Source organism: Stenotrophomonas sp. YJH_SMC_94-11, assembly GCF_059370435.1.
Map to the genome: position 1 here is coordinate 896,143 of NZ_JCAFTR010000001.1, position 22,008 is coordinate 918,150.

22 protein-coding genes are annotated in these 22,008 nt (G+C 64.5%); 15 read left to right on the forward strand and 7 right to left on the reverse strand.

Annotated elements, in window-relative coordinates; translation table 11 throughout:
• Positions 1-19: 19 nt before the first annotated feature.
• The gene (locus AC5P74_RS03995; RefSeq protein ID WP_346607652.1) at positions 20-1,741 is read right to left on the reverse strand and encodes a MobA/MobL family protein; all 1,722 of its coding nucleotides are present in this window, start codon (positions 1,739-1,741) and stop codon (positions 20-22) included.
• A 340-nt stretch (positions 1,742-2,081) separates the two neighbouring features.
• On the opposite strand from AC5P74_RS03995, the gene AC5P74_RS04000 reads away from it, so the two are divergent.
• From AC5P74_RS04000 to AC5P74_RS04010, 3 genes are all read left to right on the forward strand, one after another.
• The gene (locus AC5P74_RS04000; RefSeq protein ID WP_346607651.1) at positions 2,082-2,462 is read left to right on the forward strand and encodes a conjugal transfer protein TraD; all 381 of its coding nucleotides are present in this window, start codon (positions 2,082-2,084) and stop codon (positions 2,460-2,462) included.
• Positions 2,459-2,929 (forward strand): ankyrin repeat domain-containing protein, encoded by a 471-nt coding sequence (locus AC5P74_RS04005; protein WP_126559703.1) that lies wholly within the window; start codon positions 2,459-2,461, stop codon positions 2,927-2,929. The genes AC5P74_RS04000 and AC5P74_RS04005 overlap by 4 nt, the downstream gene beginning before the upstream one ends.
• A 146-nt stretch (positions 2,930-3,075) precedes the next feature.
• Complete coding sequence (locus tag AC5P74_RS04010; protein ID WP_010481480.1) at positions 3,076-3,297, forward strand: DUF2188 domain-containing protein; 222 nt, start codon at positions 3,076-3,078, stop codon at positions 3,295-3,297.
• A gap of 376 nt (positions 3,298-3,673) precedes the next feature.
• On the opposite strand, the gene AC5P74_RS04015 is transcribed toward AC5P74_RS04010, so the two are convergent.
• Positions 3,674-4,501, reverse strand: a complete 828-nt coding sequence (locus AC5P74_RS04015) for an AraC family transcriptional regulator (RefSeq protein ID WP_329843343.1) — start codon at positions 4,499-4,501, stop codon at positions 3,674-3,676.
• A 130-nt stretch (positions 4,502-4,631) separates the two neighbouring features.
• Between AC5P74_RS04015 and AC5P74_RS04020 the strand changes: the two genes are divergently transcribed.
• The 9 genes from AC5P74_RS04020 to AC5P74_RS04060 all read left to right on the forward strand — a co-directional run bounded on the left by AC5P74_RS04020 (position 4,632) and on the right by AC5P74_RS04060 (position 12,376).
• Positions 4,632-5,855: an FAD-dependent oxidoreductase gene (locus AC5P74_RS04020; RefSeq protein WP_346607650.1), complete on the forward strand. Its 1,224-nt coding sequence runs from the start codon at positions 4,632-4,634 to the stop codon at positions 5,853-5,855.
• A 321-nt stretch (positions 5,856-6,176) separates the two neighbouring features.
• Positions 6,177-6,419: a hypothetical protein gene (locus AC5P74_RS04025; protein ID WP_495204802.1), complete on the forward strand. Its 243-nt coding sequence runs from the start codon at positions 6,177-6,179 to the stop codon at positions 6,417-6,419.
• Positions 6,420-6,516: 97 nt separating this feature from the next.
• A complete protein-coding gene (gene rimK, locus AC5P74_RS04030) occupies positions 6,517-7,395 on the forward strand; it encodes a 30S ribosomal protein S6--L-glutamate ligase (protein WP_005418651.1) in 879 nt (292 codons plus the stop codon).
• 258 nt (positions 7,396-7,653) lie between these two features.
• Positions 7,654-8,133, forward strand: coding sequence for a hypothetical protein (locus AC5P74_RS04035; RefSeq protein ID WP_495204803.1), 480 nt, complete (start codon positions 7,654-7,656; stop codon positions 8,131-8,133).
• A 94-nt stretch (positions 8,134-8,227) separates the two neighbouring features.
• Complete coding sequence (locus AC5P74_RS04040) at positions 8,228-8,698, forward strand: hypothetical protein (protein WP_005418647.1); 471 nt, start codon at positions 8,228-8,230, stop codon at positions 8,696-8,698.
• A 115-nt stretch (positions 8,699-8,813) separates the two neighbouring features.
• Entirely contained in the window at positions 8,814-9,275 is a 462-nt protein-coding gene (locus tag AC5P74_RS04045; RefSeq protein WP_053499209.1) for a hypothetical protein, read from the forward strand.
• A gap of 162 nt (positions 9,276-9,437) precedes the next feature.
• Positions 9,438-10,115, forward strand: a complete 678-nt coding sequence (locus AC5P74_RS04050; protein ID WP_005410804.1) for a response regulator transcription factor — start codon at positions 9,438-9,440, stop codon at positions 10,113-10,115.
• On the forward strand, positions 10,078-11,448 hold the full coding sequence (locus AC5P74_RS04055; RefSeq protein ID WP_053499207.1) for a sensor histidine kinase: 1,371 nt from the start codon (positions 10,078-10,080) through the stop codon (positions 11,446-11,448). The genes AC5P74_RS04050 and AC5P74_RS04055 overlap by 38 nt, the downstream gene beginning before the upstream one ends.
• A gap of 541 nt (positions 11,449-11,989) precedes the next feature.
• Positions 11,990-12,376: a hypothetical protein gene (locus AC5P74_RS04060; RefSeq protein WP_206620692.1), complete on the forward strand. Its 387-nt coding sequence runs from the start codon at positions 11,990-11,992 to the stop codon at positions 12,374-12,376.
• Positions 12,377-12,616: 240 nt separating this feature from the next.
• On the opposite strand, the gene coaE is transcribed toward AC5P74_RS04060, so the two are convergent.
• Genes coaE through AC5P74_RS04075 form a run of 3 tightly spaced genes read right to left on the reverse strand, consistent with a single transcriptional unit; the run spans position 12,617 to position 15,370 of the window.
• Positions 12,617-13,228, reverse strand: coding sequence for a dephospho-CoA kinase (gene coaE / locus AC5P74_RS04065; RefSeq protein ID WP_053499203.1), 612 nt, complete (start codon positions 13,226-13,228; stop codon positions 12,617-12,619).
• An 11-nt stretch (positions 13,229-13,239) separates the two neighbouring features.
• Positions 13,240-14,103, reverse strand: a complete 864-nt coding sequence (locus tag AC5P74_RS04070) for a prepilin peptidase (protein WP_053499201.1) — start codon at positions 14,101-14,103, stop codon at positions 13,240-13,242.
• A gap of 7 nt (positions 14,104-14,110) precedes the next feature.
• Complete coding sequence (locus AC5P74_RS04075) at positions 14,111-15,370, reverse strand: type II secretion system F family protein (protein WP_053499199.1); 1,260 nt, start codon at positions 15,368-15,370, stop codon at positions 14,111-14,113.
• Between the two features lie 356 nt (positions 15,371-15,726).
• Here AC5P74_RS04075 and AC5P74_RS04080 point away from each other — a divergent pair, with 356 nt between their 5' ends.
• The 3 genes from AC5P74_RS04080 (at position 15,727) to pilB (ending at position 18,607) form a co-directional block, all read left to right on the forward strand.
• Entirely contained in the window at positions 15,727-16,140 is a 414-nt protein-coding gene (locus AC5P74_RS04080; protein ID WP_053499197.1) for a pilin, read from the forward strand.
• Positions 16,141-16,244: 104 nt separating this feature from the next.
• A complete protein-coding gene (locus AC5P74_RS04085) occupies positions 16,245-16,652 on the forward strand; it encodes a pilin (RefSeq protein ID WP_053499194.1) in 408 nt (135 codons plus the stop codon).
• Positions 16,653-16,876: 224 nt separating this feature from the next.
• Positions 16,877-18,607 carry a type IV-A pilus assembly ATPase PilB gene (pilB, locus tag AC5P74_RS04090; protein ID WP_442253335.1) on the forward strand — a complete coding sequence of 577 codons (1,731 nt, stop codon included), beginning with the start codon at positions 16,877-16,879 and terminating at the stop codon, positions 18,605-18,607.
• Positions 18,608-18,741: 134 nt separating this feature from the next.
• On the opposite strand, the gene AC5P74_RS04095 is transcribed toward pilB, so the two are convergent.
• Both AC5P74_RS04095 and AC5P74_RS04100 read right to left on the reverse strand, forming a co-directional pair.
• Positions 18,742-20,115, reverse strand: a complete 1,374-nt coding sequence (locus AC5P74_RS04095; RefSeq protein ID WP_065178929.1) for a sigma-54-dependent transcriptional regulator — start codon at positions 20,113-20,115, stop codon at positions 18,742-18,744.
• Between the two features lie 60 nt (positions 20,116-20,175).
• On the reverse strand, positions 20,176-21,789 hold the full coding sequence (locus AC5P74_RS04100; protein WP_053499189.1) for a sensor histidine kinase: 1,614 nt from the start codon (positions 21,787-21,789) through the stop codon (positions 20,176-20,178).
• Positions 21,790-22,008: the final 219 nt, after the last annotated feature.

The window sequence follows — 22,008 nt, forward strand, 5'->3', positions numbered from 1 at the left end:
CGGTGGGCGGCCCGCGTTCTTAGCGTGGGCCTTGCCGTCGAATGCGCGGGGGCTCCAGCCGCGGAGGCAGAATGCCGGTGCCCGCCCCAGGCTGCTTGCTTGGTGATTGCTCAGTCGTGGGCGATGGCGCCATAGGCGGCCACTGCTCTGGGAACCGGAAGTCCTCGGTGGGATGGGCCTTGTGGAACGCCTGCAGGAGGCGTTGGCGTTGGCGCTCGGCTTCTCGGGTGGTCTTGTCCTGGGTGCTGACGGCCAAGTGCTCGGCCTGTTTGGCGTGGATTACTTGCTCTTCAGTCAGTTTCACCGCGTCTTGCAGGTCCCGCAGGGTCCTGGGCGTCCAGCCCAAGCGCTGGGCGAGCTTGTCTTTGCCCTTCAACCCCGCTTCGCCTTGATCGCGGTAGTAGCGGGCATCGTGCCGGGCCCGTCGGGCGTGCTTGAGGTCAGCCGCCGCTTGGTTTCGTACGACGACGGCCAACTGGGCTTCTCCCTCAGCAGAGAGGTAGTCCCTGGCTAACGAACGAGGCAGGGGGGCGGCATGGTTCTGAGCCCAAGCCAGGGCACGCCGGATCAGATCGGCCACGTCTTTTTCCACCTGAGCCAGCCATAGGTTGGCCAGGTGGGCCGCTTGTTCGCTTTCCCTCGTTCCATTACCGGTGACCCGGGTGTGGACTTGCGGAGGCAGTTTGGCCGCTGCCTCTTTCCCCCGGTGACCGATCACCCGAGTGATCCTTTTGGGCACTGAGGATCCGGGTTGGAGGGAAGCGGGACGGACCTCACGTGCCGGAACGCCCGTCTTGGCTTTGGGTGGGGTGGGAACGAGAAGGGCGTCGGTTGCAGCCTGCAACCGCTGAGCCCCTGCTTTGCGGCGTTCTACCAGGGCGCGGGCATGCAGGGCTTGTTCGTCCACGGTTGCCAATCGGCCTTCGGCAGCGGCCTTGGCTTTGATTTCCTCGAAGCGACGGGAGTGCTGGTTGAATCGCCGCTCCCCCACCGTCTTCAAGCGATCGTTGCGTTTTGCTCGAGGGAGGCGCTCTCCCCTTCGGCGGGCTTGGGTGACCGCCTTGCCTTCGTGCCTGGAGGGCTGGCGGTCCAGCTTGGCGGCGGCGCAGAAATCGCCCGCTTCGATGGCGCTGCCTTGCTGGTCGCGCAGGCTGCGGTGGTCCACGCGTGCTGATAGGCAGGCAGCGCTCAGGGCATCGTTGATGCGCTCACCGATCAAGGCCCGCAGTGCTTTCAGCTCCTGAGCACCTGCCTTGAACTCATCCAGGACCTTGGCCGCGCTGTCGCCAAACCCGGTTGAGCCCACTTGGCGAGGGGTCATGAGAATGTGCGCGTGGTAGTTCCGCTCATCGCCTCCCTTGTCCGGGGCGTGGAGAGCGATCTGCACAGCCACGCTGTAACGTTCCACCAACAGTTGGCCGACGTCCCGAGCCAGCGCCCGGCGTTGTTCGGGCGTGAGTTCGTGGGGCAGGGCCATCAGCACCTCGCGCGCGACACGCGCGTTCTTCCGTGTCTCGTGTTCTTCAACCTTGGACCAGAGTTGGTGCGGATTCAGTGCCCACGCCGGCGCGTTAGTGGGGGCCAGCATGTCCACGGAAAGCACGCCGGTTTTGCGGCTGTAGCTGTGGCGTGCACCGCTGGGATCGTCCAGGTCGAGACCAGCCCGGTAAGCGGCGGCAGCGGTCGCGCTGTCGCCCTTCCCTCGGCTGAGACTTTTCACTTGAACGCTGTAGATCGCCACTGCCCAAAGCTCCGATGCACCGCAGCCCCCTCTGGGGGCGAGGATTGGGGAGAAGGCGACGCGCAAGGCGTGGCGTTCGAGTGTCGGGGCGAAGCCCTGACCGCACGGTTTTGCGAAGCAAGACCATAAGTGCGCTATTGCTGGGTTGTTGGGGGCGAAATCGCCCCCTGCCAACTGCATAGAACCGGGCCGCTCGCTGTCGCTCGCCGGGCCCCCTTCTCAGGGTTACATGCACGTCAGAACTGTCAACTTTTTAGCCAAGAGCAAAAACGATGCTCGCTAACCGCTCGCATCCACGATGGGGCAGGCTCCCCTTGCGCTTCGCGCCATTTCTGGTTGCATGGATCAACGAAGCAAGAGCACGCGTGCTGTGGGAAACGTTGAAAAGCAGAAACTGAAGTTGGAGCGGATGGTCGGAGCGCTGGCCAAGGAGCAAGCCAAGCTGCTGCTCGTCGAGCGCGAAGAGCAACGCAAGCGCCGGCGTGCAGAACTGAAGCAACGCGAAGCGGATCGCCGTGCCGATGCCCACCGGAAGATCGAACTGGGTGGTCTGGTAATCGCTGCCGGGGTGGACAGTTGGGATCCGGCAGAAGTTGTCGGAGGATTGTTGGTTGTGAGCGAGCAGCTGTTGCTACAACCGACCCGACGAAATGCCCTGCGCGAGAAAGGCATCGCCCATTTGGAGGCGAGGGCTGCCACTCGAAGGGCAGGGCAATCATGACTTGGACGCCATTACACGAGGCCGTGGTCATGGGCGATGTTGCCGCGCTCAACGCTGCACTGGCCGCGACCATCTTTCCTGATCCGCGCGATCGCCACGGTCAGACACCGCTTCACTTCGCCGCCCATCTGGGAAACGTTGAGGCAGTGTCCGCGCTGTTGCTGGCCGGTGCTTCCCCGAATGCACGTGATCGCCATGCCCAGACCCCGCTTCACTTGGCGGCACGCTCAGATCACTTTGGGTCTTCCGGACCCGTCGCGGCAGCTCTGGCCGCGCTGGCCGATGGGCGCCCCTGGACGTCCGTTCACGCCACTAGGTTCCTGGAGGCGTGGGAACGGCGTGACCCTGCCGCCACGTGTGCGACGCTCCTTGCCGCAGGCGCTGAGCCAAACGCCCCAAATTGCCGACACGAGACGCCGTTCGGTCTGGCTTACCCGCGAGCTTTGAAGGCTTTCCTCTCGGCGTGAATTGAGACGCGTTTGCGACATCCGCGGCTGCGGAGTGAATTGGCGTGTTTTTTTGTGAATTAACTATATCTGGTGTTGATTTTGGAATTTTTACCCAAGATCATGGGTCTGGGCGGTCGTCGCCCAAAACCATTGTCGAGGTCGAAATGGGCAAGAATCAGCACGTGGTGAAGCGGCCGGATGGCTGGGCGGTGCGTGGCGAAGGCAACTCGCGCGATACCTCTCACCACCGGACCCAGGAAGAGGCAAGGCAGCATGCGCGTGAAATCGCTATCAACCAGCGCAGCGAAGTGGTGATCCACGACCGTCAGGGCCTTATCCGGGACAAGGACAGTTACGGGAACGACCCAAATCCTCCCAAGGGTTGATCAACAAGGCCGCCGTTTGGCGGCCTTGTCTTTTGCTGGAGCTTGGTTTGCCGACGGGGCAATGCGCACCCGAGCCATCCCCACGAGTGGGAGCAAGTGGGAAGCATTGCCCCGCTGCTTGCTGGCCCTTCTGCAAGCCTGTTAGGCTTCAAGGTATCGTTTGAGGTATCGTTTTTTTAGTCGAATGTTCCTGGGATTTTCTTATGGAACAGTCGGTTAGGTTGGTTTGGGTTCGATTCCCATCGCCCGCTCCAATCCCACCACGCCTTGGAGCGTCGGCAGCCGTGACGTCGGTACTGACGTCAGCACTCTTCCTGAAGCGCATGGTCCCATTGCATGCCGGGCACGACCCGTTTATGCAGTGGGTCGTATACCGTCAGCGGAAGGCGCCATGCTGATTTCTGCTGGAGAAGTAGCGCGCCGGAGAATCGCCAAAGGCTCTGCGGAACATCGCAATGAAGTTGCTCGGCGAAGAATAGCCAAGAACATCCGAAATCTCCGCCACCGGGACGCCCCGCGCTAGCATCTCCAGACCGTGCATCAGCTTCACCTGTTGCCGCCACTGGCCGAAACTCAATCCGGTCTCAGCAAGCGTCAAGCGGCGCAGGGTACGCGATGACATTGCCCCGGACGATGCCCACGCCTCGAGGGTACGGGAATTTCCCGGATCCCGCAGGACAGCGCGGGCCACGCGAAGAAGGCGGGGGTCCCTGGGCATCGGCACATGCAAGGACTCGTGCGGAGCCCGACGGATTTCGTCTTGTATGACTGTGGCGATGCGCTCCTGCTCAGGCGTCAACGAAGCGCGCTTGTCCCATTCCGTGGTCCTCTGCGCCAGTGCCCGCAGCACGTCACTGATTGCGACAACGCAGGGTGTTGCAGGGAGGTTGCTGCAGAACGAGGGCGCCATCAGCAATGTCCAGCCACTCAGCGCGCCACTCACGCGAACCTCATGACGCACACCGGGTGGTATCCACCCTGCGCGATAGGGAGGAAGAAGCCAGGAGCCCCGCGGTGTATTGACCTGGATCAACCCGGTTTCAACACAGAACAACTGGCCACGCACATGCTGGTGCCAGTCGTATTCGCGCGTCCCCAGCCGGAACTCATGCGCCGGGCTGTCGTCTCCCCTGAGACCAACAAGAAGCGGGCCGTCAGGCATCTCACTGAAGTCTTCCGTGCCGCGTGTAGCGTCATTGCTCATGCTGGCCGCATTTCACTATTTGTGGTCCGAATGACGTTACTTGGCTATGCGGCGCGCGTGCAACCCTTCAGCCATCACCTCGTGGCTCTGGCATCGAGCTGCAACCGAGGGGCCACTATCAGGAGAATCCGTGAGCAGAATCCATGTGAGCATCATCGGCGCCGGTCTGGGGGGGCTGGCGCTGGCGCAGGCGCTGAAGTGCGGCGGGGTTGCATTCGACGTGTTCGAGGCAGACAAGACGCTCAACTCGCGGCCACAGGGCTATCGCATCCGGATCGACGCCGAAGGTCAACGGGCCCTCGCGCGAACGCTCCCTCCAGAACTGTACGATCTCTTCCGCGGAACCGTTTCGACAACGGCGACATCAGGCCGCTTTCTCACGCCAGGTTTGCTGCCTGCCCCGGGCCGCAAGCCCGATAGCTGGCGCTCGGCCGACAGCAAGGACGATGGCGCACAGGAGGGCGGGGACGTAAGCGTCAATCGACGCACCCTGCGCGAGATCCTGATGTGCGGGATCGAAGACCGTGTCCATTTCGATCGCGCATTCGATCGCTACGCATTGACCAGCGATGGCAGGGCCGAAGTGCGTTTCCGGTCCGGTGGTCCTGCGTCGACATGTGACGTGCTGGTAGGTGCGGACGGTGTCAATTCTCGGGTCCGCTCCCAGCTGGCGCCGGATGCGCAGCCGGTGGATACCGGCGCAGTCTGCATTTACGGGAAAGTAGATCTGGACCGGTTGGGCGGCAACCCTTCACGTCTCGAAGGAACCACTATCGTCTTTGCAGACGGATTCGCCGCCATCTTCGATCAGATGCAGTTTGACCGGCACTTCCTGGAGCATGCGTGCGCTCACCTCGGCTGCAGCGTCACGCCCACACCTGACTACCTCTATTGGTGCCTGATCGGGCCAGCTCACCGCTTCGGGGTCGCGTCGGATCATCGGTCGGATCCGGATCACATCCGCAAGGCGATAGTGGCTGCGACCGATGATTGGCACCCCGATCTTCGGGAAATCCTGCAGCAGAGCAAGGTCGGGGACACCGCGATGCTCCCGATCCGCAGTGGACGTCCTGACGTGCCATGGCCCGTTGGGCCGGCAACGCTGCTGGGCGATGCTGTCCACGCGATGACGCCAGCAGGTGGGTTGGGTGCAAACACTGCACTCGCCGACGCGGCCGCTCTGGCCGAGCTGATGCTGAAAGCCGATAGTGGCGCGCTCTCCATTCCGAGTGCGCTGGCGCAGTACCAGTCGGATATGCGTGAGAGGGCCCGGCATGCGGTGGATATCTCCAACAGAGGTGCGGACAGACTGTTCGGGCCTGCGGTGCCCGAACATTGCCACAGTGCCCGCTGATCAAGCGTCTGAGTCCAGCCGGGATTCGATGGCGGCGCATGTGGCGCGGGCGTTCGGCCTGCAGCGCTACGTCAGCCATTCCCGCGGGTGCCTTACTACGCCGCGAGCGCGCCGGCCCCGGGCCTCGGCGCCCAGCAGGTGTCCCTGATGGTGACTGTGTGCAGGTACTACGGGCTTTTCCTGACCAGAACATCCCCGCTCCCTGGCAGCCGAAGCGGAAGCGGTGCTGCCGAGATGGCGCGTAACGCTTCAAACTTTTCCCATGGGCAGGCCGGCACCGACCAACTAGCGTGAGCGGATACTGACAAGGAGCTGCCTTCCATGAACTGCCGGAACGACGTCGTCGAGCGCATCCATCAGATCTTTCTTTCCGCCGGCGTCGGCTCGAACAAGCAGCTTGAGGCCGTGCGCGCGCTCGGGCGTGCCGGTGGTCCCAAGGCCGCGGAACTGCTCGAGCAGATCTACCAGCAGGCGTTCAGCAATTCTGCCCTGCAGATGGCCTGCGTGGCGGCGCTGGGCGAAGCGGCCCGTGGCTTCCAGGTCAGTGCTGAACGGGACAGCTGAAGCTTCATCCACAACGCTCGAGATCGTCGACGACGGGCATCATCCGCCCGCCACACGCCCGCGCTATGCTGCGCGCCTGCCGACCGATCCCTCCGCGATGAAGCTCGCCATCCTGTCCCGCAACAGCTCCCTGTATTCCACCCGTCGGCTGGTCGAGGCGGCGCGCGCGCGCGGCCACACCGTGCGCATCCTCGACCCGTTGCGCTGCTACATGCGCATCGCCGCCGATGGCTTTTCCATGCACTACAAGGGCCGGCCGATGACCGGCGTGGACATGGTCATTCCGCGCATCGGTGCCTCGATCACCCGCTACGGCACCGCGGTACTGCGCCAGTTCGAGCTGATGGGCGCGCGCACGCCCAATCCGTCCGATGCCATCCTGCGTTCGCGCGACAAGCTGCGCGCGCACCAGCTGCTGGCGGCCAAGGGCATCGACATGCCGGTCACCGTGTTCGGCGACAACCCCGACGACACCGTCGATCTGCTGTCCATGCTCGGCCCGCCGCCGCATGTGGTGAAGCTCAATGAAGGTACCCAGGGTCGCGGCGTGATCCTGACCGAAAAGGCCAGTGCCTCGCGCGGCATCGTCGAAGCGCTGCGCGGCCTGTACGCCAACTTCCTGATGCAGGAATTCATCGGCGAGGCCAAGGGCGCCGACCTGCGCTGCTTCGTGGTGGGCGACCAGGTGGTGGCGTCGATGCAGCGGCAGGCACCGGAGGGTGACTTCCGCTCCAACCTGCACGCTGGCGGCACCGCCGTGGCGGCCAAGGCCAGTCGCGCCGAGCAGCAGGTGGCGGTGCGTTCGGCCAAGGCGTTGGGCCTGTCGGTGTGCGGCGTGGACCTGATCCGCTCCGCGCGCGGCCCGCTGGTGCTGGAGGTCAACTCCACGCCGGGGCTGGAGGGCATCGAAGCGGCCTGCGGTGTGGACGTGGCCACACGCATCATCGAACACGTAGAGAAGATCAAAAAGCCTTGATTATTCATAGGGTTGTGATTCTCATGGGTAAATGATCCGGGCCTTTAACGAGGCTTTAATCGGCCCCGGCGTAGGCTTCAGCGAACCGCAGCTCTGCCTCTCAGCAGGATCGGTATCGGGATACGACTTCAGGCCCAGGCGGGTGCACCGCCTGGGCCTTTTTTATGCCTGTCGGCTCTGTGCCCAAGGTCTCTTGTGGAGGCCGCGTGACGGTCGTAGAGTTGGCCCTTCGTTCCGGGATGGATCGGGAGGTTGGCGATGTACCGCATCATGACGATCGCGTTGCTGCTGGGCCTGTCTGGCGCTGTTGCCGCCAAGCCGGAGAAAGTCGCTGTACAGATGGACCGGCAGGGCTCGGTCGCCGAGCAGATGCGCCAGGTGGAAGCCGCGCTGGCCGCCCCCGACTATGCCGAACTGTCTGCCGAGGATCGCGGCCAGGTGCAGCAGGCGCTGTCGCGTATCCGCCAGCACATGGGCGAACGCCAGACCGTGCAGGAGCTGCCGCCGCAGTTGCAGGCCGAGGTCTTCAACGAGCAGGAACGCATCAACACCCTGATGGCGCGTGGCCATGACGACAGCCGGCAGATCTGCAGGTACGAACGCACCACCGGCAGCAACATGCCCAGGAGCCGCTGTCTGACCGTGGCCCAACGGCGCCGGATCGAAGAGAAAGGCAAGGCGCTGATCAACGACCAGCGCAGCTACAACACGCTCAGCCCACCGCCCGCCGGGCGTTGACCGCACCGCCTTTCGGTCCACCGGGGTGCCGTAACGGCGTGTCGATGGCACCGCAGGGTCGGTGTTCCACTCATGGAAGAACCTGGAGGTAACAATGCAGCGCATGACCCCCTTCGCCCTGATGCTGGGCCTGGCACTGGCCACCACCGCGCACGCCAAGCCCGAGAAAGGGCAGGTGAAGTTCGACGCCAACGCACCGGTGGCCGAACAGATCCGCAACGTTGAGACGGCGATCAACACCGAGGACTACAGCGAGATCGGGCTGGAAGACAAAAGCCGTGTGCAGCAGGCGCTGGGCCGTATCAAGATCAAGATGGGCGACCACGAACGGGTAGAGCAGTTGAGCCCGCAGGACCGCACCGAGATCTTCAACGACCAGGAAGTGATCAACACGATCATGACCCGCGCCCATGCCGACAGCCGCATGGTCTGCCGCCGCGAGCGCACCACCGGCAGCAACATGCCGCAGAGCGTCTGCCTGACCGTGGCCCAGCGCCGCAAGGCGCAGGAAGACAGCCGCAAGGCCCTCAACGACAACCAGCGTTTCAACAACTACAAGCCGTAACCGTGGTTGGACCGGTCGCAGGCCGCCATCGGTCACCCTGCCGTGCGTCCCTTGTGGACGCATCGGCGGAACCGTAAAGTCGAGACCCTATTCATGGACGAACATGGAGCTCGTCATGTACCGCACCACTACGCTCGCCCTGATGCTGTCGCTCGGCCTGGTGGCCACCGTGCAGGCCAAGGCGCAGAAGGACACCGTGCAGATGGATTCCTTCACCCCGGTATCCGAGCAGATCCGCCGCGTTGAAACGGCCATGGGCAGCGAGGACTACAGCGAGATCGGGCTGGAGGACAAGAGCCGCGTGCAGCAGGCGCTGAACCGGATACGGATCAAGATGAATGGCCGCGAGAAGGTGGATGAGCTGGCCCCGCAGGAGCGCAACGACCTGTTCAACGAGCAGGAGATCGTCAACACCATCATGACCCGCGCCCAGGCCGACAGCCGCATGATCTGCCGCCGCGAGCGCCTGACCGGCAGCAACATGCCGACCAGCGTCTGCCTGACCGTGGCCCAGCGTCGCAAAGCCCAGGAAGAGAGCCGCCGGGCGCTGACCGACCAGCAGCGCATCAGCCGCTGAGCGCTCGCCCCGGGGGCGTTTGCCGGTGTCCTCCCTCCGGTACGAAATGTTAAGAATGGAACCTGTATCGTTCAGCAGGTAGACGTCGCGTCCACCCGCACAGGGGCATCCTGAGCAGGTGGGCCTGGCCCCCCGACGACCCTTCAAGAACCAGAGGTCCCAGTGCGCATTCTCGTAATCGAAGACAACAGCGACATCGCCGCCAACCTTGGCGACTACCTTGAGGATCGTGGCCACACCGTGGACTTCGCCGCCGACGGCGTGACCGGCCTGCACCTGGCGGTGGTCCACGAGTTCGACGCCATCGTGTTGGACCTGAACCTGCCGGGCATGGACGGCATCGAAGTGTGCCGCAAGCTGCGCAACGAAGCGCGCAAGCAGACCCCGGTGCTGATGCTGACCGCCCGCGACTCGCTGGACAACAAGCTGGCCGGTTTCGATTCCGGCGCCGATGACTACCTGATCAAGCCGTTCGCGCTGCAGGAAGTGGAAGTGCGCTTGAACGCTTTGTCGCGCCGCGGCAAGGGCGTGCAGACCCGCGTGCTGGAAACCGGCGATCTGGAATACAACCTGGACACGCTGGAAGTGCGTCGCCAGGGCAAGCTGCTGCAGCTCAACCCGACCGCGCTGAAGATTCTGCAGGCCCTGATGGAGGCCGCGCCGGCCGTGGTTACCCGCCAGGAACTGGAGACCCGCGTCTGGGGCGAAGAGCTGCCCGATTCGGATTCGCTGCGTGTCCACATCCACGGCCTGCGTGCGGTGGTCGACAAGCCGTTTGAAGTGCCGCTGATCCAGACCCGCCATGGCATCGGATACCGCATCGCTACCCCGGAAGCCTGATTCCGTGGCAACCAAGGGGGAGCGCCGGCGTTCGCCGTATCGGCGGCGCCTGCGCAGCCGCATCATCGTCTCGTTCGTGTTGTTGGGCTTCTGCCTGACGACACTGTTCGCGTTCGCCACCAACTGGGCCCGCATGCGCGTGGAAAACCAGCTGGTGGAAGACGTGATGAACCGCAACATCAACGAGTACGTGCGGCGGTTCTACGAGAGCCCGGATCGCAACCCCGACCTGCCCGTGCAGCAGATGCGTGCGCGCCTGATCAAGCCTGACAAGTTCGAGGCGCTGCGCGAGGAAGAGCCAGACTGGTACGAGTTCAAGGATGGCCTGTACAACATGGGCGGCGTGGATGAGCGCGGCCAGCGCTATTCGTACAAGCTGGCCGTGCGCAAGACGCCCGACGCCTGGGCATTCCTGGCCTACGACATGACCGACAGCGTGCGCGGCGGGCAGCAGCTCAACCGCGCGCTGGTGCTGTCGGTGCTGGTCTTCAGCCTGTTGTCGCTGGTGCTGGGCTGGTGGTCGGCGTCGAAGGTGATGAAGCCGGTCTCGGACCTGGCCGCGCGGCTGCGTGCCTATCGCGGCGGCACGAGCGAGCCCGAGCCGCTGGCGCCACGTTTCCCCGATGACGAAGTGGGGCAACTGGCGCAGGCGCTGGATGATTATTCGTCGCGGCTGACCGAAGTGGTGCAGCGCGACCGTGAGTTCAATGCCGACGTCAGCCACGAGCTGCGCACGCCGCTGGCGGTGATCCGTGGCGCCACCGAACTGCTGCTGACCCGGCCCGGCCTGGATGAGAAGGTGCTGCAGCGTCTGCAGCGCATCCAGCGCGCCGAACAACAGTGCAGCGACCTGATCGGCGCACTGCTGCTGCTGTCGCGCAATGAACGCGGGCAGGGCACCAGCAACGTCGCCCGCGTGGCCGAACAGCTGCTGGACGCCCACCGTGCACAGCTGGGCGGCAAGCCATTGGAACTGGCACTGGAAGGCGAGCGCAACCTGGTGATCGATGCGCCGGAAGCCGCGTTGTCGGTGGCGCTGGGCAACCTGATCGGCAACGCGGTGAAGTACTCGCAGGATGGCGAAGTGCGCGTCTTTGTCGGCAGCAATTCGGTGTCGGTGACCGACAGCGGACCGGGGCTGAGCGAAGAGGATGCCGCCAAACTGTTCCAGCGGGGCTATCGCGGCACGCATGCCGGCCATTCGCAGGGCGGCGGCATCGGCCTGTCGATCGTCAGCCGCCTGTGCGATCTGTATGGCTGGCAGGTGAGCGTGCGCCCCGGTGGCGAGCGCGGCGTGATCGCCACCCTGACGTTCTCGCCGAAGCCGTTGTAAGGGGCTTTACTTTGGTGGGTGCTCCACGTTTGTAGAGCCGAGCCCGCGCTCGGCTGCGGTGGCTTCCCGGAGCCGAGCATTGGCTCGGCTCTACACCGGGTTCGTGTTGCGCCCTGTGTCGCTTGTGCCATCAAATTAGCTTTGCAGTCGTGATGGGCCAGAAGCCCAACACGACATCACCGTGATCGCCGCCACGCCACGTGCGTGTCCGCATGCACGCATTCGTACCCTCAACTGCGGCTTGAGAATTTCCTTACAGATCACAGCGCTACGTGATGGCCAGATGGGTCGGCCGGGGCAGGTGCCCTGGCCGGGATTGGCGTCCTGAAAAAAACCTTCAACTCAAGCGCTCCGGGTGTGCTGCGGCTCATCACGGAAAATGCATCGGCTGCCTTGTTTCGGCGGATGGTGCGTGGGGATTCATCAGAATCCGCTGGAGTCTTTTTCCTCGCGCTTGAGTTGTTGGGTCTCCGGTACGCCAACCCGCACCGTCCGCCACCTTGCATCAGCGGGTGGCCTGCCGTCTGCGAGGAGATTCACCATGTCCGCACGCCCCTTGTTCCCCCAGCTGCACGCCCTGATCGGCGAAGCCGCCGACCTGCTGCCGGCCGACGTCGCCGAGCGCATCGAAGTCCTGCTCGATGATCCCAAGGATCTGCTGCCTGCGTTGCTGGCCCGCATGGACGGTCGCGATGCAGCCGACGGGCGGCGATTGGAAGCACAGGGCCTCAGCCCGGCACAGGCGGCCACCATGGCCGGCCTCAGCCGCACCCTGGCCGGCTTGAATGCACTCATGCAGGTGCTGCACGCCGCCGAGGCGGCCCGCGAACAGGGCGGTGCCCACCAGCAGCTCAGCCCGGATGTCGTAGATGGATTGCTGCTTGGCGCACGAGAACTGGCCCGCTATGCCCGCCTGCAGCTTGAGTAGGTCCACGCAATGCGTGGATGCAGAACGCTTTGTAGAGCCGAGCCCATGCTCGGCTTGATGATCGCAGCCGAGCATGGGCTTGGCTCTGCAGCAGTTCCACGCTGGCGCCGGGTAGATCCACGCCATGCGTGGATGCTGTTCGGTAGTGCCGGCCGCTGGCCGGCAACCAAACCGTCCAGTAGATCCACGCCATGCGTGGATTTGCTTTGGTAGTGCCGGCCGCTGGCCGGCAACCAGGCCTCAACCTCCAGCCAACCCCAGATACCGCGCATGCAGCGCTTCCACCTGCGCCTGCAGGTCCTCCGGGTGGCCATCGTTGACCACCACATCATCGGCCAGTGCCAACCGCTGCGTGCGGCTGGCCTGGGCGGCGATCATCTTGTCGGCCAGTGCGGCGTCGATGCCGTCGCGCTGCATCAGCCGGGCGTGCTGCACGGCTTCGGGCGCATCCACCAGCAGCACCCGGTCCAGCCACGGGTAGGCGGTCCGCCCGCCGACCTCGGTCAGCAGCGGAATGGCGGCAATCGCATAGGGGCTGGTGGCCTGCTCGCACTGCTGTTGCATCAGAAGGCGGATGGCCGGATGGGTGATCGCTTCCAGTGCGGCCCGTTCGGCCGGATCGGCGAACACGTGGGCCCGCAGGCGTGCCCGATCCAGGCCGCCGTCTGCCTGCAGCATGTCGGCGCCGAAGCGCTCGGCGATGCGGCCCAGGGCAGGGCTGCCGGCAGCAACCACCGCGCGGGCGGCCAGATCGGCGTCGGCCACCACGATGCCCAGCGCCTCGAAGCGCCGGGTCACCTCGCTCTTGCCGGCGGCAATGCCGCCGGTCAGGCCCACTACATACCGGCTCATGGGGATTCCCCTCAGCGCAGCCCGCTCAACACCAGGTACTGCTCGACCACGGGCGCGCCCCACATGAAGTACAGCCAGCCCGCGATGGCCAGGTAGGGGCCGAACGGAATCGGCGTGGCGCGGTCACGGCCGCGGGTGTACAGCCAGATCGAGCCGATGATGGCGCCCAGCACCGACGACAGCAGGATGATCGGCAGGATGCCCTTCAGCCCGCACCAGGCGCCGAGGGCGGCCAACAGCTTGAAATCGCCGTGGCCCATGCCTTCCTTGCCGGTCAGCTGCTTGAACAGCCACCAGACCATCCACAGCGACAGATAGCCCACCGCCGCGCCGACCAATGCAGGCTTGGCCGGCATGTACAGGTTGTCGATGTTGCCTATCAGGCCCAGCCACATCAGGGGTAGGGTCAACTGGTCGGGCAGCAGCTGGGTGCGCAGGTCGATGCCGGACAAGGCGATCAGGAAGCAGGTCAGCACGATGGCGCCGAAGCCCTGCCAGCCGAAGCCGAATTGCCAGACGCAGGCCAGCACCAGCACCGAGGTCAGGGCCTCGACCAGCGGGTACTGCAGCGAGATCGGCGCCCTGCAATGGCGGCACTTGCCGCCCTGGATGATCCAGCTGAACAGCGGGATGTTCTCGTACCAGCTCAGCTTGTGCTTGCAGTGCGGGCAGTGCGAGGGCTCGACCACGATCCCCGGTGGTGGGGGCTCGTAGAAGTCCGGTTCCTCCAGGACCTCCCGCGCATCGCGCTTCCACTGCCACTCCAGCCGCTTGGGCAGGCGCAGGATGACGACGTTGAGGAAACTGCCCAGCAGCAGCCCCAGGGCGGCCGCGGCAGGGTAGCCGAGGCCGGGATGCTGGTCGAGAAATGCCATGTAGTGATTATCCGACGACGGAAGCGAGCTTGAAGATCGGCAGGTACATGCCGATGACCATGCCGCCGACGATGGTACCAATGATCACCATGATCACAGGTTCCAGCAGGCTGCTCAGGGCGTCAACCGCATTGTTGACCTCCTGCTCATAGTACTCGGCCACCTTGAACAGCATGGCGTCCAGGGCGCCTGCCTCTTCACCGATGCCGGTCATCTGGATGACCATGTGCGGGAACAGGGCGGTCTGCTTCATGGCCATGTTGACCGGGTAACCGACCGACACGTCGTCGCGCATGCGCAATACGGCATGCTCGTAAACCGTATTGCCGGTAGCGCCGGCCACGATGCCCAGGGCCTCCACCAAAGGCACGCCGGCCTTGAAGGTGACGGCGGTGGTACGGGCGAAGCGAGCGATCGAGCTGTTGTGCATGATCTGCCCGATGACTGGCAGCTTCAGGACCAACCGGTCCATGCTGTGCTGCATCTTGGGCGATCGTTTGTATGCTGCAATGAAGCCGACGATCGAGCCAATGATGACCAACAAGATCAGCCACCACCACGAGACCATGAACCTCGACATGTTCACGATCATCTGGGTAAAGGCGGGCAGGTCCGCGCCAAAGCCCTTGAATACGTCCTCAAACTGCGGGACTACCCAGACCAGCAGGATGCCACTCACCAGCAGGGCAACCGCCAAGACCATGGCGGGATAGAACATCGCCTTCTTGATCTTGCCCTTCAGCGCTTCAATGTTCTCTTTATACGTGGCGACGGTGTCCAGCACCGTCTCCAGCACACCGGCGCCTTCGCCGGCACGCACGAGGTTGCGGTAGAGTTCATCGAACTGCACAGGATGCTTGCTGACGGCCTCATAAAGTGAAGAGCCGCCTTCAATATCCGTTCGGACTGAGTCCACCATCTTCTTCATGCGCGGGTTCTTGTGCCCGCTGGCGATGATGTCCAGTGCGCCGACGATCGGCACCCCCGACTTCATCATGGTGGCCATCTGACGGCTGAAGAACGCGATGTCCTTTGGCGAGATCTTGCTGCCGGCCGCGCCGAACAGCGGCTTGGACTTCAGTTTGACCACACCGGGGTTTATGCCCTGGCGGCGCAGCTCAGCTCGCAGCAGGTTCGCGTTCTTCGCGGCCTGCTCTCCCTTCATCTTCACGCCCCGCTTGTCGGTCCCCTCCCAGACAAACGGCTGCAGCTCCGTGGTGCTGCGCGCCACGGGCTCCTTCTTGATCGCACTGCGACTGACAGACATATCGGCTCCCCAAGACCCGCCATCCCCAGGCGGGCGTCTAGCCCCTGATGGTAGCGGGTTCATGCCCGTCTGGGCAGTTGTTAGGGGCGCCATGATGCGAATTCGTGCCGGGTGCCGACCAAAGGTGACGCACTGCGTCACATTGCCGCGTCCATCGCAGATTCGCATCCGGGGGGTTCCCATCCGTGAAATAGCTGCCATCATGGGCGCGGGGAAATCCAGGGGGAGGCGTGCCGGGGTTGGCACGCAACCTGCGTTGATCCACCCGCAGGGGGCAGGACCCGCTCAGCTGGCCGCTGGTCAGACCGATCCTGTGCTCTGAAATCAACCACCACTTATCTTGGGGATGTACCAAAATGAAGAACCAGAAGGGCTTCACCCTTATCGAACTGATGATCGTCGTTGCGATCATCGCCATCCTGGCCGCCATCGCCCTGCCGATGTACCAGGACTACGTGGCCAAGTCGCAGGCCACTGCTGGCCTGGCTGAAATCACCCCCGGCAAGACTCAGTTCGAAGTTGCCATCAATGAAGGCAAGACTTCGACCGATATCGCAAATATCGCTGCGATTGGCCTGAAGAATTCTGATCGTTGCACCATCACCATGAGCTTCGCTGAGACGGGCAATATCGTTTGCACCCTGAAGGGCAGCCCGAAGCTGACGACCTCGAAGGGTGCAATTACCCTGACCCGTGCTACTGACGGTACTTGGGCCTGCACCTCGAACGTCGACGCGAAGTATCTTCCGAGCGGCTGTAAGGCTCCGTAATTCGTAATAGCTTTTCTGTTCAAAAGAGGCCCCGCGAGTCGGGGCCTTCTTTTTGGGAGCGTCCTAAATAGAGACGCTGTGGGAATCCTTGGGGAGGATTTCGTATGCGTGAAGAACGTGGTTTTTCATTAATTGAGTTGATGGTGGTAGTCGGTGTCTTGGCAATTCTCGCGCTGATCGCGCTACCGATCTATCAGAACTACATGGCCAAAGCCCAGTTAGCCGCGGCATTTGCAGAAATACGACCTGGAAAGACCACCGTTGAAACGGTGGTGCAGGACAGTCGGGACACTGCGCTCGTAGATGCTGCCTATATAGGCTTGAAGCGCTCGGATATCTGTTCCGCTGTAACGGCCGAGCTGGATGTCAGTGGTGTGGGAAGCATCACTTGCAAAGTTGGTGGCAGCCAAGCAATCAGAGGCAAAGACCTCATCCTCCGCCGCGCAGCCGACGGCACCTGGACCTGCGACGGCAGCGCCTTCGAAGCGCGCTATCGCCCAACCGGCTGTTGATCACACTTCGGCCTGCCAATGGGATGTTGGCGGGCCGTTGACGGGGCTATCATCCCCGGGGGAGTCAGGATCGTGCCTGCCGGGCTGGGAGTGCCGGGCGAGGCAGTCATGCTGAAGGATTGGCGTCGTCGTCGGCCAGCGGGTCGCGGCAGGTTCTGCTGCCCTGTGCGGTGCCCCTGGAAGGCGCGCCGCACTGCCTGACCCATGATGAGCCAAGGATCCATATGAACGCCGTAACCACCGCCAATCTCGTCGGCATCACCGGCCTGGCCCGTCGCCTGGTCCAGGATGGTGCGCTGGACGAGGCTTCCGCCCGCGACGCCATGGCCAAGGCCGCTGCGGCCCGCCAGCCGCTGCCGACCTGGTTCGCGCAGAACAAGGTGGTCGGGGCGGCACAGTTGGCGGCCGCCAATGCGGTCGAGTTCGGCATGCCGCTGTTCGACGTGTCCACGTTCGACGCCAGCCAGAACGCGATGAGCCTGGTCAGCGAGGAGCTGCTGCGCAAGCACAACGTGCTGCCACTGTTCAAGCGCGGCGGCAAGCTGTTCGTGGGCACCAGCAACCCGACCCATTCGCTGGACGAGATCAAGTTCCACACCAATCTGGTGGTGGAGCCGATCCTGGTGGATGAGGACCAGATCCGCCGCACGCTCGAGCAGTGGCATGCCAGCCATGACACGCTGGGCGACGCGCTGGGCGGTGACGACGATGGCATTGGCAACCTGGATGTGTCCGGCGGTGACGAGGACATTTCCGGGGGCGGCGACTCCGGCATCGATGCCAAGGGTGATGACACCCCGGTGGTGAAGTTCGTCAACAAGGTGCTGGTGGACGCGATCCGCAAGGGCGCCTCGGACATCCACTTCGAGCCCTATGAAGACGACTACCGCGTGCGCCTGCGCATCGACGGGTTGCTGAAGATGGTGGCGCGCGCGCCGGTGAAGTTGAACCAGCGCATTGCCGCGCGCCTGAAGGTGATGGCGCAGCTGGACATCGCCGAGAAGCGCGTGCCGCAGGACGGGCGTATCAAGCTCAACCTGTCCAAGACCAAGCAGATCGACTTCCGCGTGAGTACGTTGCCGACCCTGTTCGGCGAGAAGGTGGTGCTGCGTATCCTGGACGGCAGCGCTGCCAAGCTGGGCATCGACAAGCTGGGTTACGAGCCGGACCAGCAGAAACTGTTCCTGGAAGCCATCCACAAGCCGTACGGCATGGTGCTGGTGACCGGCCCGACCGGTTCGGGTAAGACCGTGTCGCTGTACACCGCGCTGGGCATCCTCAACGACGAGACGCGCAACATCTCCACCGCCGAAGACCCGGTGGAAATCCGCCTGCCCGGTGTCAACCAGGTGCAGCAGAACAACAAGCGCGGCATGACCTTTGCCGCGGCACTGCGCTCGTTCCTGCGACAGGATCCGGACATCATCATGGTCGGCGAAATCCGCGACCTGGAAACGGCCGAGATCGCGATCAAGGCGGCGCAGACCGGCCACATGGTGCTGTCCACGCTGCATACCAACGATGCACCCCAGACCATCGCGCGCCTGATGAACATGGGCATCGCGCCGTACAACATCACCAGCTCGGTGACGCTGGTGATCGCCCAGCGCCTGGCGCGCCGGCTGTGCAGCAACTGCAAGCGCCCGGCCAATCTGCCCGAGCATGCGCTGCTGGCCGAAGGCTTCACCCAGGCGCAGCTGGACGCGGGTATCGAGCTGTACGAAGCGGTCGGCTGTGATGAGTGCACCGAGGGCTACAAGGGCCGTACCGGTATCTACCAGGTGATGCCGATGACCGACGAGATCGCCACGATCGTACTGGCTGGCGGCAATGCGTTGCAGATTGCCGAGGCCGCACAGCAGATCGGGGTGAACGATCTGCGCCAGTCGGCGTTGAAGAAGGCGGCGGCGGGCATCACCAGCCTGGCCGAGATCAACCGCGTTACCAAGGATTGAGGTAGCCCGGAGAGCAGCCGAGCATGGGCTCGGCTCTACAGTAGATCCACGCCATGCGTGGATGGCGCGATGCATGAGTTTGCCGGCCAGCGGCCGGCACTACCAGGTTGGCGGGCCCGCGTCGGGCCCTGCCCTTACTCCATGCCCAGCTTCTTCAGCTTGTAGCGCAGCGCGCGGAACGTGATGCCCAGCTGCGCGGCGGTGCGGGTCTTGTTCCAGCGGTTTTCTTCCAGCGCGCGCTGGATGGCGCTGCGCTCGAGCTGTTCGATGTACGAGGGCAGGGCGGCGTTGCCGGGCTGCAGGTCAGCCACGGCTTCGGCATGTGCTGCGCTGCCGGGCGTGCGCGGGGCATGTTGCGGCAGGCGCAGGTCGTCGGCGCCGATGCGGTCTTCTTCGGCCAGTGCCAGTGCACGCTCCAGGATGTTCTCCAGTTCACGCACGTTGCCGGGGAAGGCGTACTGGGCCAGTGCGTCCAGTGCCGACGGCGCCAGCAACGGCGTCGGGCGGCCATGGCTGCGGGCCAGCCGTGCCAGCACCGACGCGGCCAGTTCCGGCAGGTCCTGGCGACGCTCGCGCAGCGGCGGCACCCTCAGCTCAATCACGTTGATGCGGTAGTAGAGGTCGTGGCGGAAACGGCCGTCCTCGACCAGCTCGGCCAGGTCCTTGTGGGTGGCCGAGAGGATGCGCACGTCCACCGGCTCCTCGTTGGCGGCGCCGACCGCACGCACCGACTTTTCCTGGATCGCGCGCAGCAGCTTCACCTGCATCTGCAGTGGCAGCTCGGCCACTTCGTCCAGGAACAGGGTGCCGCCATGCGCGGCCTGGAACAGCCCGGGCTTGTCGGCGTGGGCGCCGCTGAAGCTGCCCTTGCGGTGGCCGAAGAATTCGCTCTCCATCAGCTCGCCGGGAATGGCGCCGCAGTTGACCGGCACGAACGGGCCGGCCGCGCGGGCACCCTGGGCATGGATGGTGCGTGCGACCAGCTCCTTGCCCACGCCGGATTCACCGAGGATGTAGACCGGCGCCTGGCTGCGCGCGACCTTGCCGATGGTGGTACGCAGCACGTCCATGGCCGGCGAGTCGCCAAGCAGGCGTGCGCCCTGTTCGGCGGCAGGGCCGGGCACGGGGCGCTCGGTGTTGTTGAGTTCCAGCGCGTGCTTGACCAGGCCACGCAACACGGCGATGTCCACCGGCTTGCTGACGAAATCGAAGGCGCCGGCCTTCAGCGCTTCCACCGCCAGGTCCATGCTGCCAAAGGCAGTGATCATCGCCACCGGCGTGCGCGGGTAGTGCTGGGCGATCTCGCTGACCAGCTCGATACCGTTGCCGTCCGGCAGGCGCATGTCGGTGATGCACAGGTCGTACGGATTGCTGGCCAGCAGTTCGCGCGCTTCGGCAAGGTTGGCTGCGGTACTGATGCGCAGCCCCATGCGGCCGAGCGTCAGGACCAGCAGTTCGCGGATGTCGCGTTCGTCGTCGACGACGAGGGCGCTGCGGGTTTCGTTCATGGGCGTGAAAGATAAACGAGGGGGCTGGAAGCGACAAATGTTTGACGCACAGAATCGAGATCAGGTGGGCAACAGCGTATGCGGGCCGGGCAGCACCAGGCGGAAGCAGGAGCCTCCAGCGGGAACCGGGATGTAGTCCAGCCGCGCCTGGTTGGCTCGGCACAGCTCGCGGGCGATATACAGGCCCAGCCCGGTGCCATGCTCGGACGTGGTGAAGAACGGCCGGAACAACTGCGCGGCCACGCTCTCGGGAATACCGGGGCCACGATCCATCACGTCGATGACCGCACTGCGCTCGTGCTGCGCCACGCGCAGGCGCACCCGCGCCGGCTGCTGGCCGATGCGGCCATACTTGAGCGCGTTGTGCACCAGCACGGTCAGCACCTGGTAGAGGTGCTTGCTGTCGACCTGGGCCAGTACCGAGGTGTCGTTGATGATCGGCTCGATGCTGTCGGTCTCCAGCGTCTGCCCCTGCTTGTACTCCAGCACGAAGCGGCGCACGAAGGCGGCCAGGTCGACGTTTTCGGGCGTGGCGCGCTCGCGCCGGGCCAGGCCCAGCACGCTTTCGACGATGCCGTTGGTGCGCTGGCACTGCTGGCGGATGATCTGCAGCAGGCGGCGGTCGCTTTCGTTGAAGCCGGTGCCTTCCTCCAGCAGCTGCACCGCGTAGTTGATCGCGGCCAGCGGGTTGCGGATCTCGTGGGCGAGGCTGGCCGAGAAGCGTCCCATTGCTGACAGGGTGAGCGACTCGGCACGGCGCGAGACCACGCTGGAGTCGTCCAGGAATACCAGGGCCAGCTCGCTGCCGGCCAGCAGGCGCGCAAAGCGGGGCTGCACTTCGGGCTGGTCGGGGTTGAGCTGCAGCGGCAGTTCGTCCTGCGCCCAGCCGTTGCGCCAGCGCTGCAGGCGACGGGCCAGTTCCGGGGCGGCGCTGGCCAGGTCCAGGCGGCCGCTTTCGCCGCTGCCGTCGCTGTCACCGAGCAGCATCGAGGCGGCCTCGTTGGCCAGGGTGACACGGTTGTCGGCGTCGACCACCAGCACGCCGGTGCGCATGCGGCGGATGATCAGCTCGTTGATCTGGAACAGGTTGGCTACTTCGTCGCCGCGCTGGTTGGCCAGCTGCTGGTTGCGGCGCGCGCGGCTGCCGACCTGGTAACTGATGAAGGCCAGCGCCAGGTAGCTGGTGGCGAACATGGCCAGTTCGGCCAGGGTACGGGTGGGATCGCCGCCTTCCAGCAGCTTCCAGGTGTATTCCACGCCGGTGGCGAGGCTGGCGGCCAGTGCCAGGCCCAGCCCCAGGCTGAGCGGCAGCAGGGTGGCGGCAGCGGCGATGTTGAACAGCAGCGACATCGAGATGCCGGCGCTGGCACCGGGCAGGGCATGCGACAACAGGGTGGCGGCGACGATGTCCACCAGCACGCCGCTGACCACGATCGGGCGCAGCCAGCGTTCGTTGCGGCCGATCACCAGCGCCAGCAGCGACAGCCCCAGGTAGATGGCGGCGACGGTGTCGGCCAGCCGCGGGTGGTGGGCTTCGCCGACCATGGCCGACAGCGGGCTGTAGAGCAGGGCGGCGATGACCGAAGCGATCAGCACCCGGTACAGCGCGAAGAAATACAGCTCACGCCGCGGAATCGATTCGATGCGGTCGATCAATGAAGCACTGGGTGACACGCCGGAACTCCCCTTCTGGCTGCCTGGGTCTGGAATCTGCGGCGGGCCTGCCCGGCGTCCCCTGAGGCCGGGCGGTACGTCGCTTCGATGTGGCCTGCGGTGGAAAACCGTCGAGCACCCCCGACGCTACACACCCTGGCTGACCAGTATAGGGCCCCCGGCAGGGGCCCGCCGCTGCGGCCCGGATCGCGCATTTGGCCTGGGGTGGATACCGCTGCC

Bases quoted from the DNA above. Each gene is read 5' to 3' on its own strand.
- AC5P74_RS04000 (WP_346607651.1), top strand. From the start codon at position 2,082: ATGGATCAACGAAGCAAGAGCACGCGTGCTGTGGGAAACGTTGAAAAG.
- AC5P74_RS04005 (WP_126559703.1), top strand. From the start codon at position 2,459: ATGACTTGGACGCCATTACACGAGGCCGTGGTCATGGGCGATGTTGCC.
- AC5P74_RS04010 (WP_010481480.1), top strand. From the start codon at position 3,076: ATGGGCAAGAATCAGCACGTGGTGAAGCGGCCGGATGGCTGGGCGGTG.
- AC5P74_RS04015 (WP_329843343.1), bottom strand. From the start codon at position 4,501: ATGAGCAATGACGCTACACGCGGCACGGAAGACTTCAGTGAGATGCCT.
- AC5P74_RS04025 (WP_495204802.1), top strand. From the start codon at position 6,177: ATGAACTGCCGGAACGACGTCGTCGAGCGCATCCATCAGATCTTTCTT.
- rimK (WP_005418651.1), top strand. From the start codon at position 6,517: ATGAAGCTCGCCATCCTGTCCCGCAACAGCTCCCTGTATTCCACCCGT.
- AC5P74_RS04035 (WP_495204803.1), top strand. From the start codon at position 7,654: ATGTACCGCATCATGACGATCGCGTTGCTGCTGGGCCTGTCTGGCGCT.
- AC5P74_RS04040 (WP_005418647.1), top strand. From the start codon at position 8,228: ATGCAGCGCATGACCCCCTTCGCCCTGATGCTGGGCCTGGCACTGGCC.
- AC5P74_RS04045 (WP_053499209.1), top strand. From the start codon at position 8,814: ATGTACCGCACCACTACGCTCGCCCTGATGCTGTCGCTCGGCCTGGTG.
- AC5P74_RS04055 (WP_053499207.1), top strand. From the start codon at position 10,078: ATGGCATCGGATACCGCATCGCTACCCCGGAAGCCTGATTCCGTGGCA.
- AC5P74_RS04060 (WP_206620692.1), top strand. From the start codon at position 11,990: ATGTCCGCACGCCCCTTGTTCCCCCAGCTGCACGCCCTGATCGGCGAA.
- coaE (WP_053499203.1), bottom strand. From the start codon at position 13,228: ATGAGCCGGTATGTAGTGGGCCTGACCGGCGGCATTGCCGCCGGCAAG.
- AC5P74_RS04070 (WP_053499201.1), bottom strand. From the start codon at position 14,103: ATGGCATTTCTCGACCAGCATCCCGGCCTCGGCTACCCTGCCGCGGCC.
- AC5P74_RS04075 (WP_053499199.1), bottom strand. From the start codon at position 15,370: ATGTCTGTCAGTCGCAGTGCGATCAAGAAGGAGCCCGTGGCGCGCAGC.
- AC5P74_RS04080 (WP_053499197.1), top strand. From the start codon at position 15,727: ATGAAGAACCAGAAGGGCTTCACCCTTATCGAACTGATGATCGTCGTT.
- AC5P74_RS04085 (WP_053499194.1), top strand. From the start codon at position 16,245: ATGCGTGAAGAACGTGGTTTTTCATTAATTGAGTTGATGGTGGTAGTC.
- pilB (WP_442253335.1), top strand. From the start codon at position 16,877: ATGAACGCCGTAACCACCGCCAATCTCGTCGGCATCACCGGCCTGGCC.
- AC5P74_RS04095 (WP_065178929.1), bottom strand. From the start codon at position 20,115: ATGAACGAAACCCGCAGCGCCCTCGTCGTCGACGACGAACGCGACATC.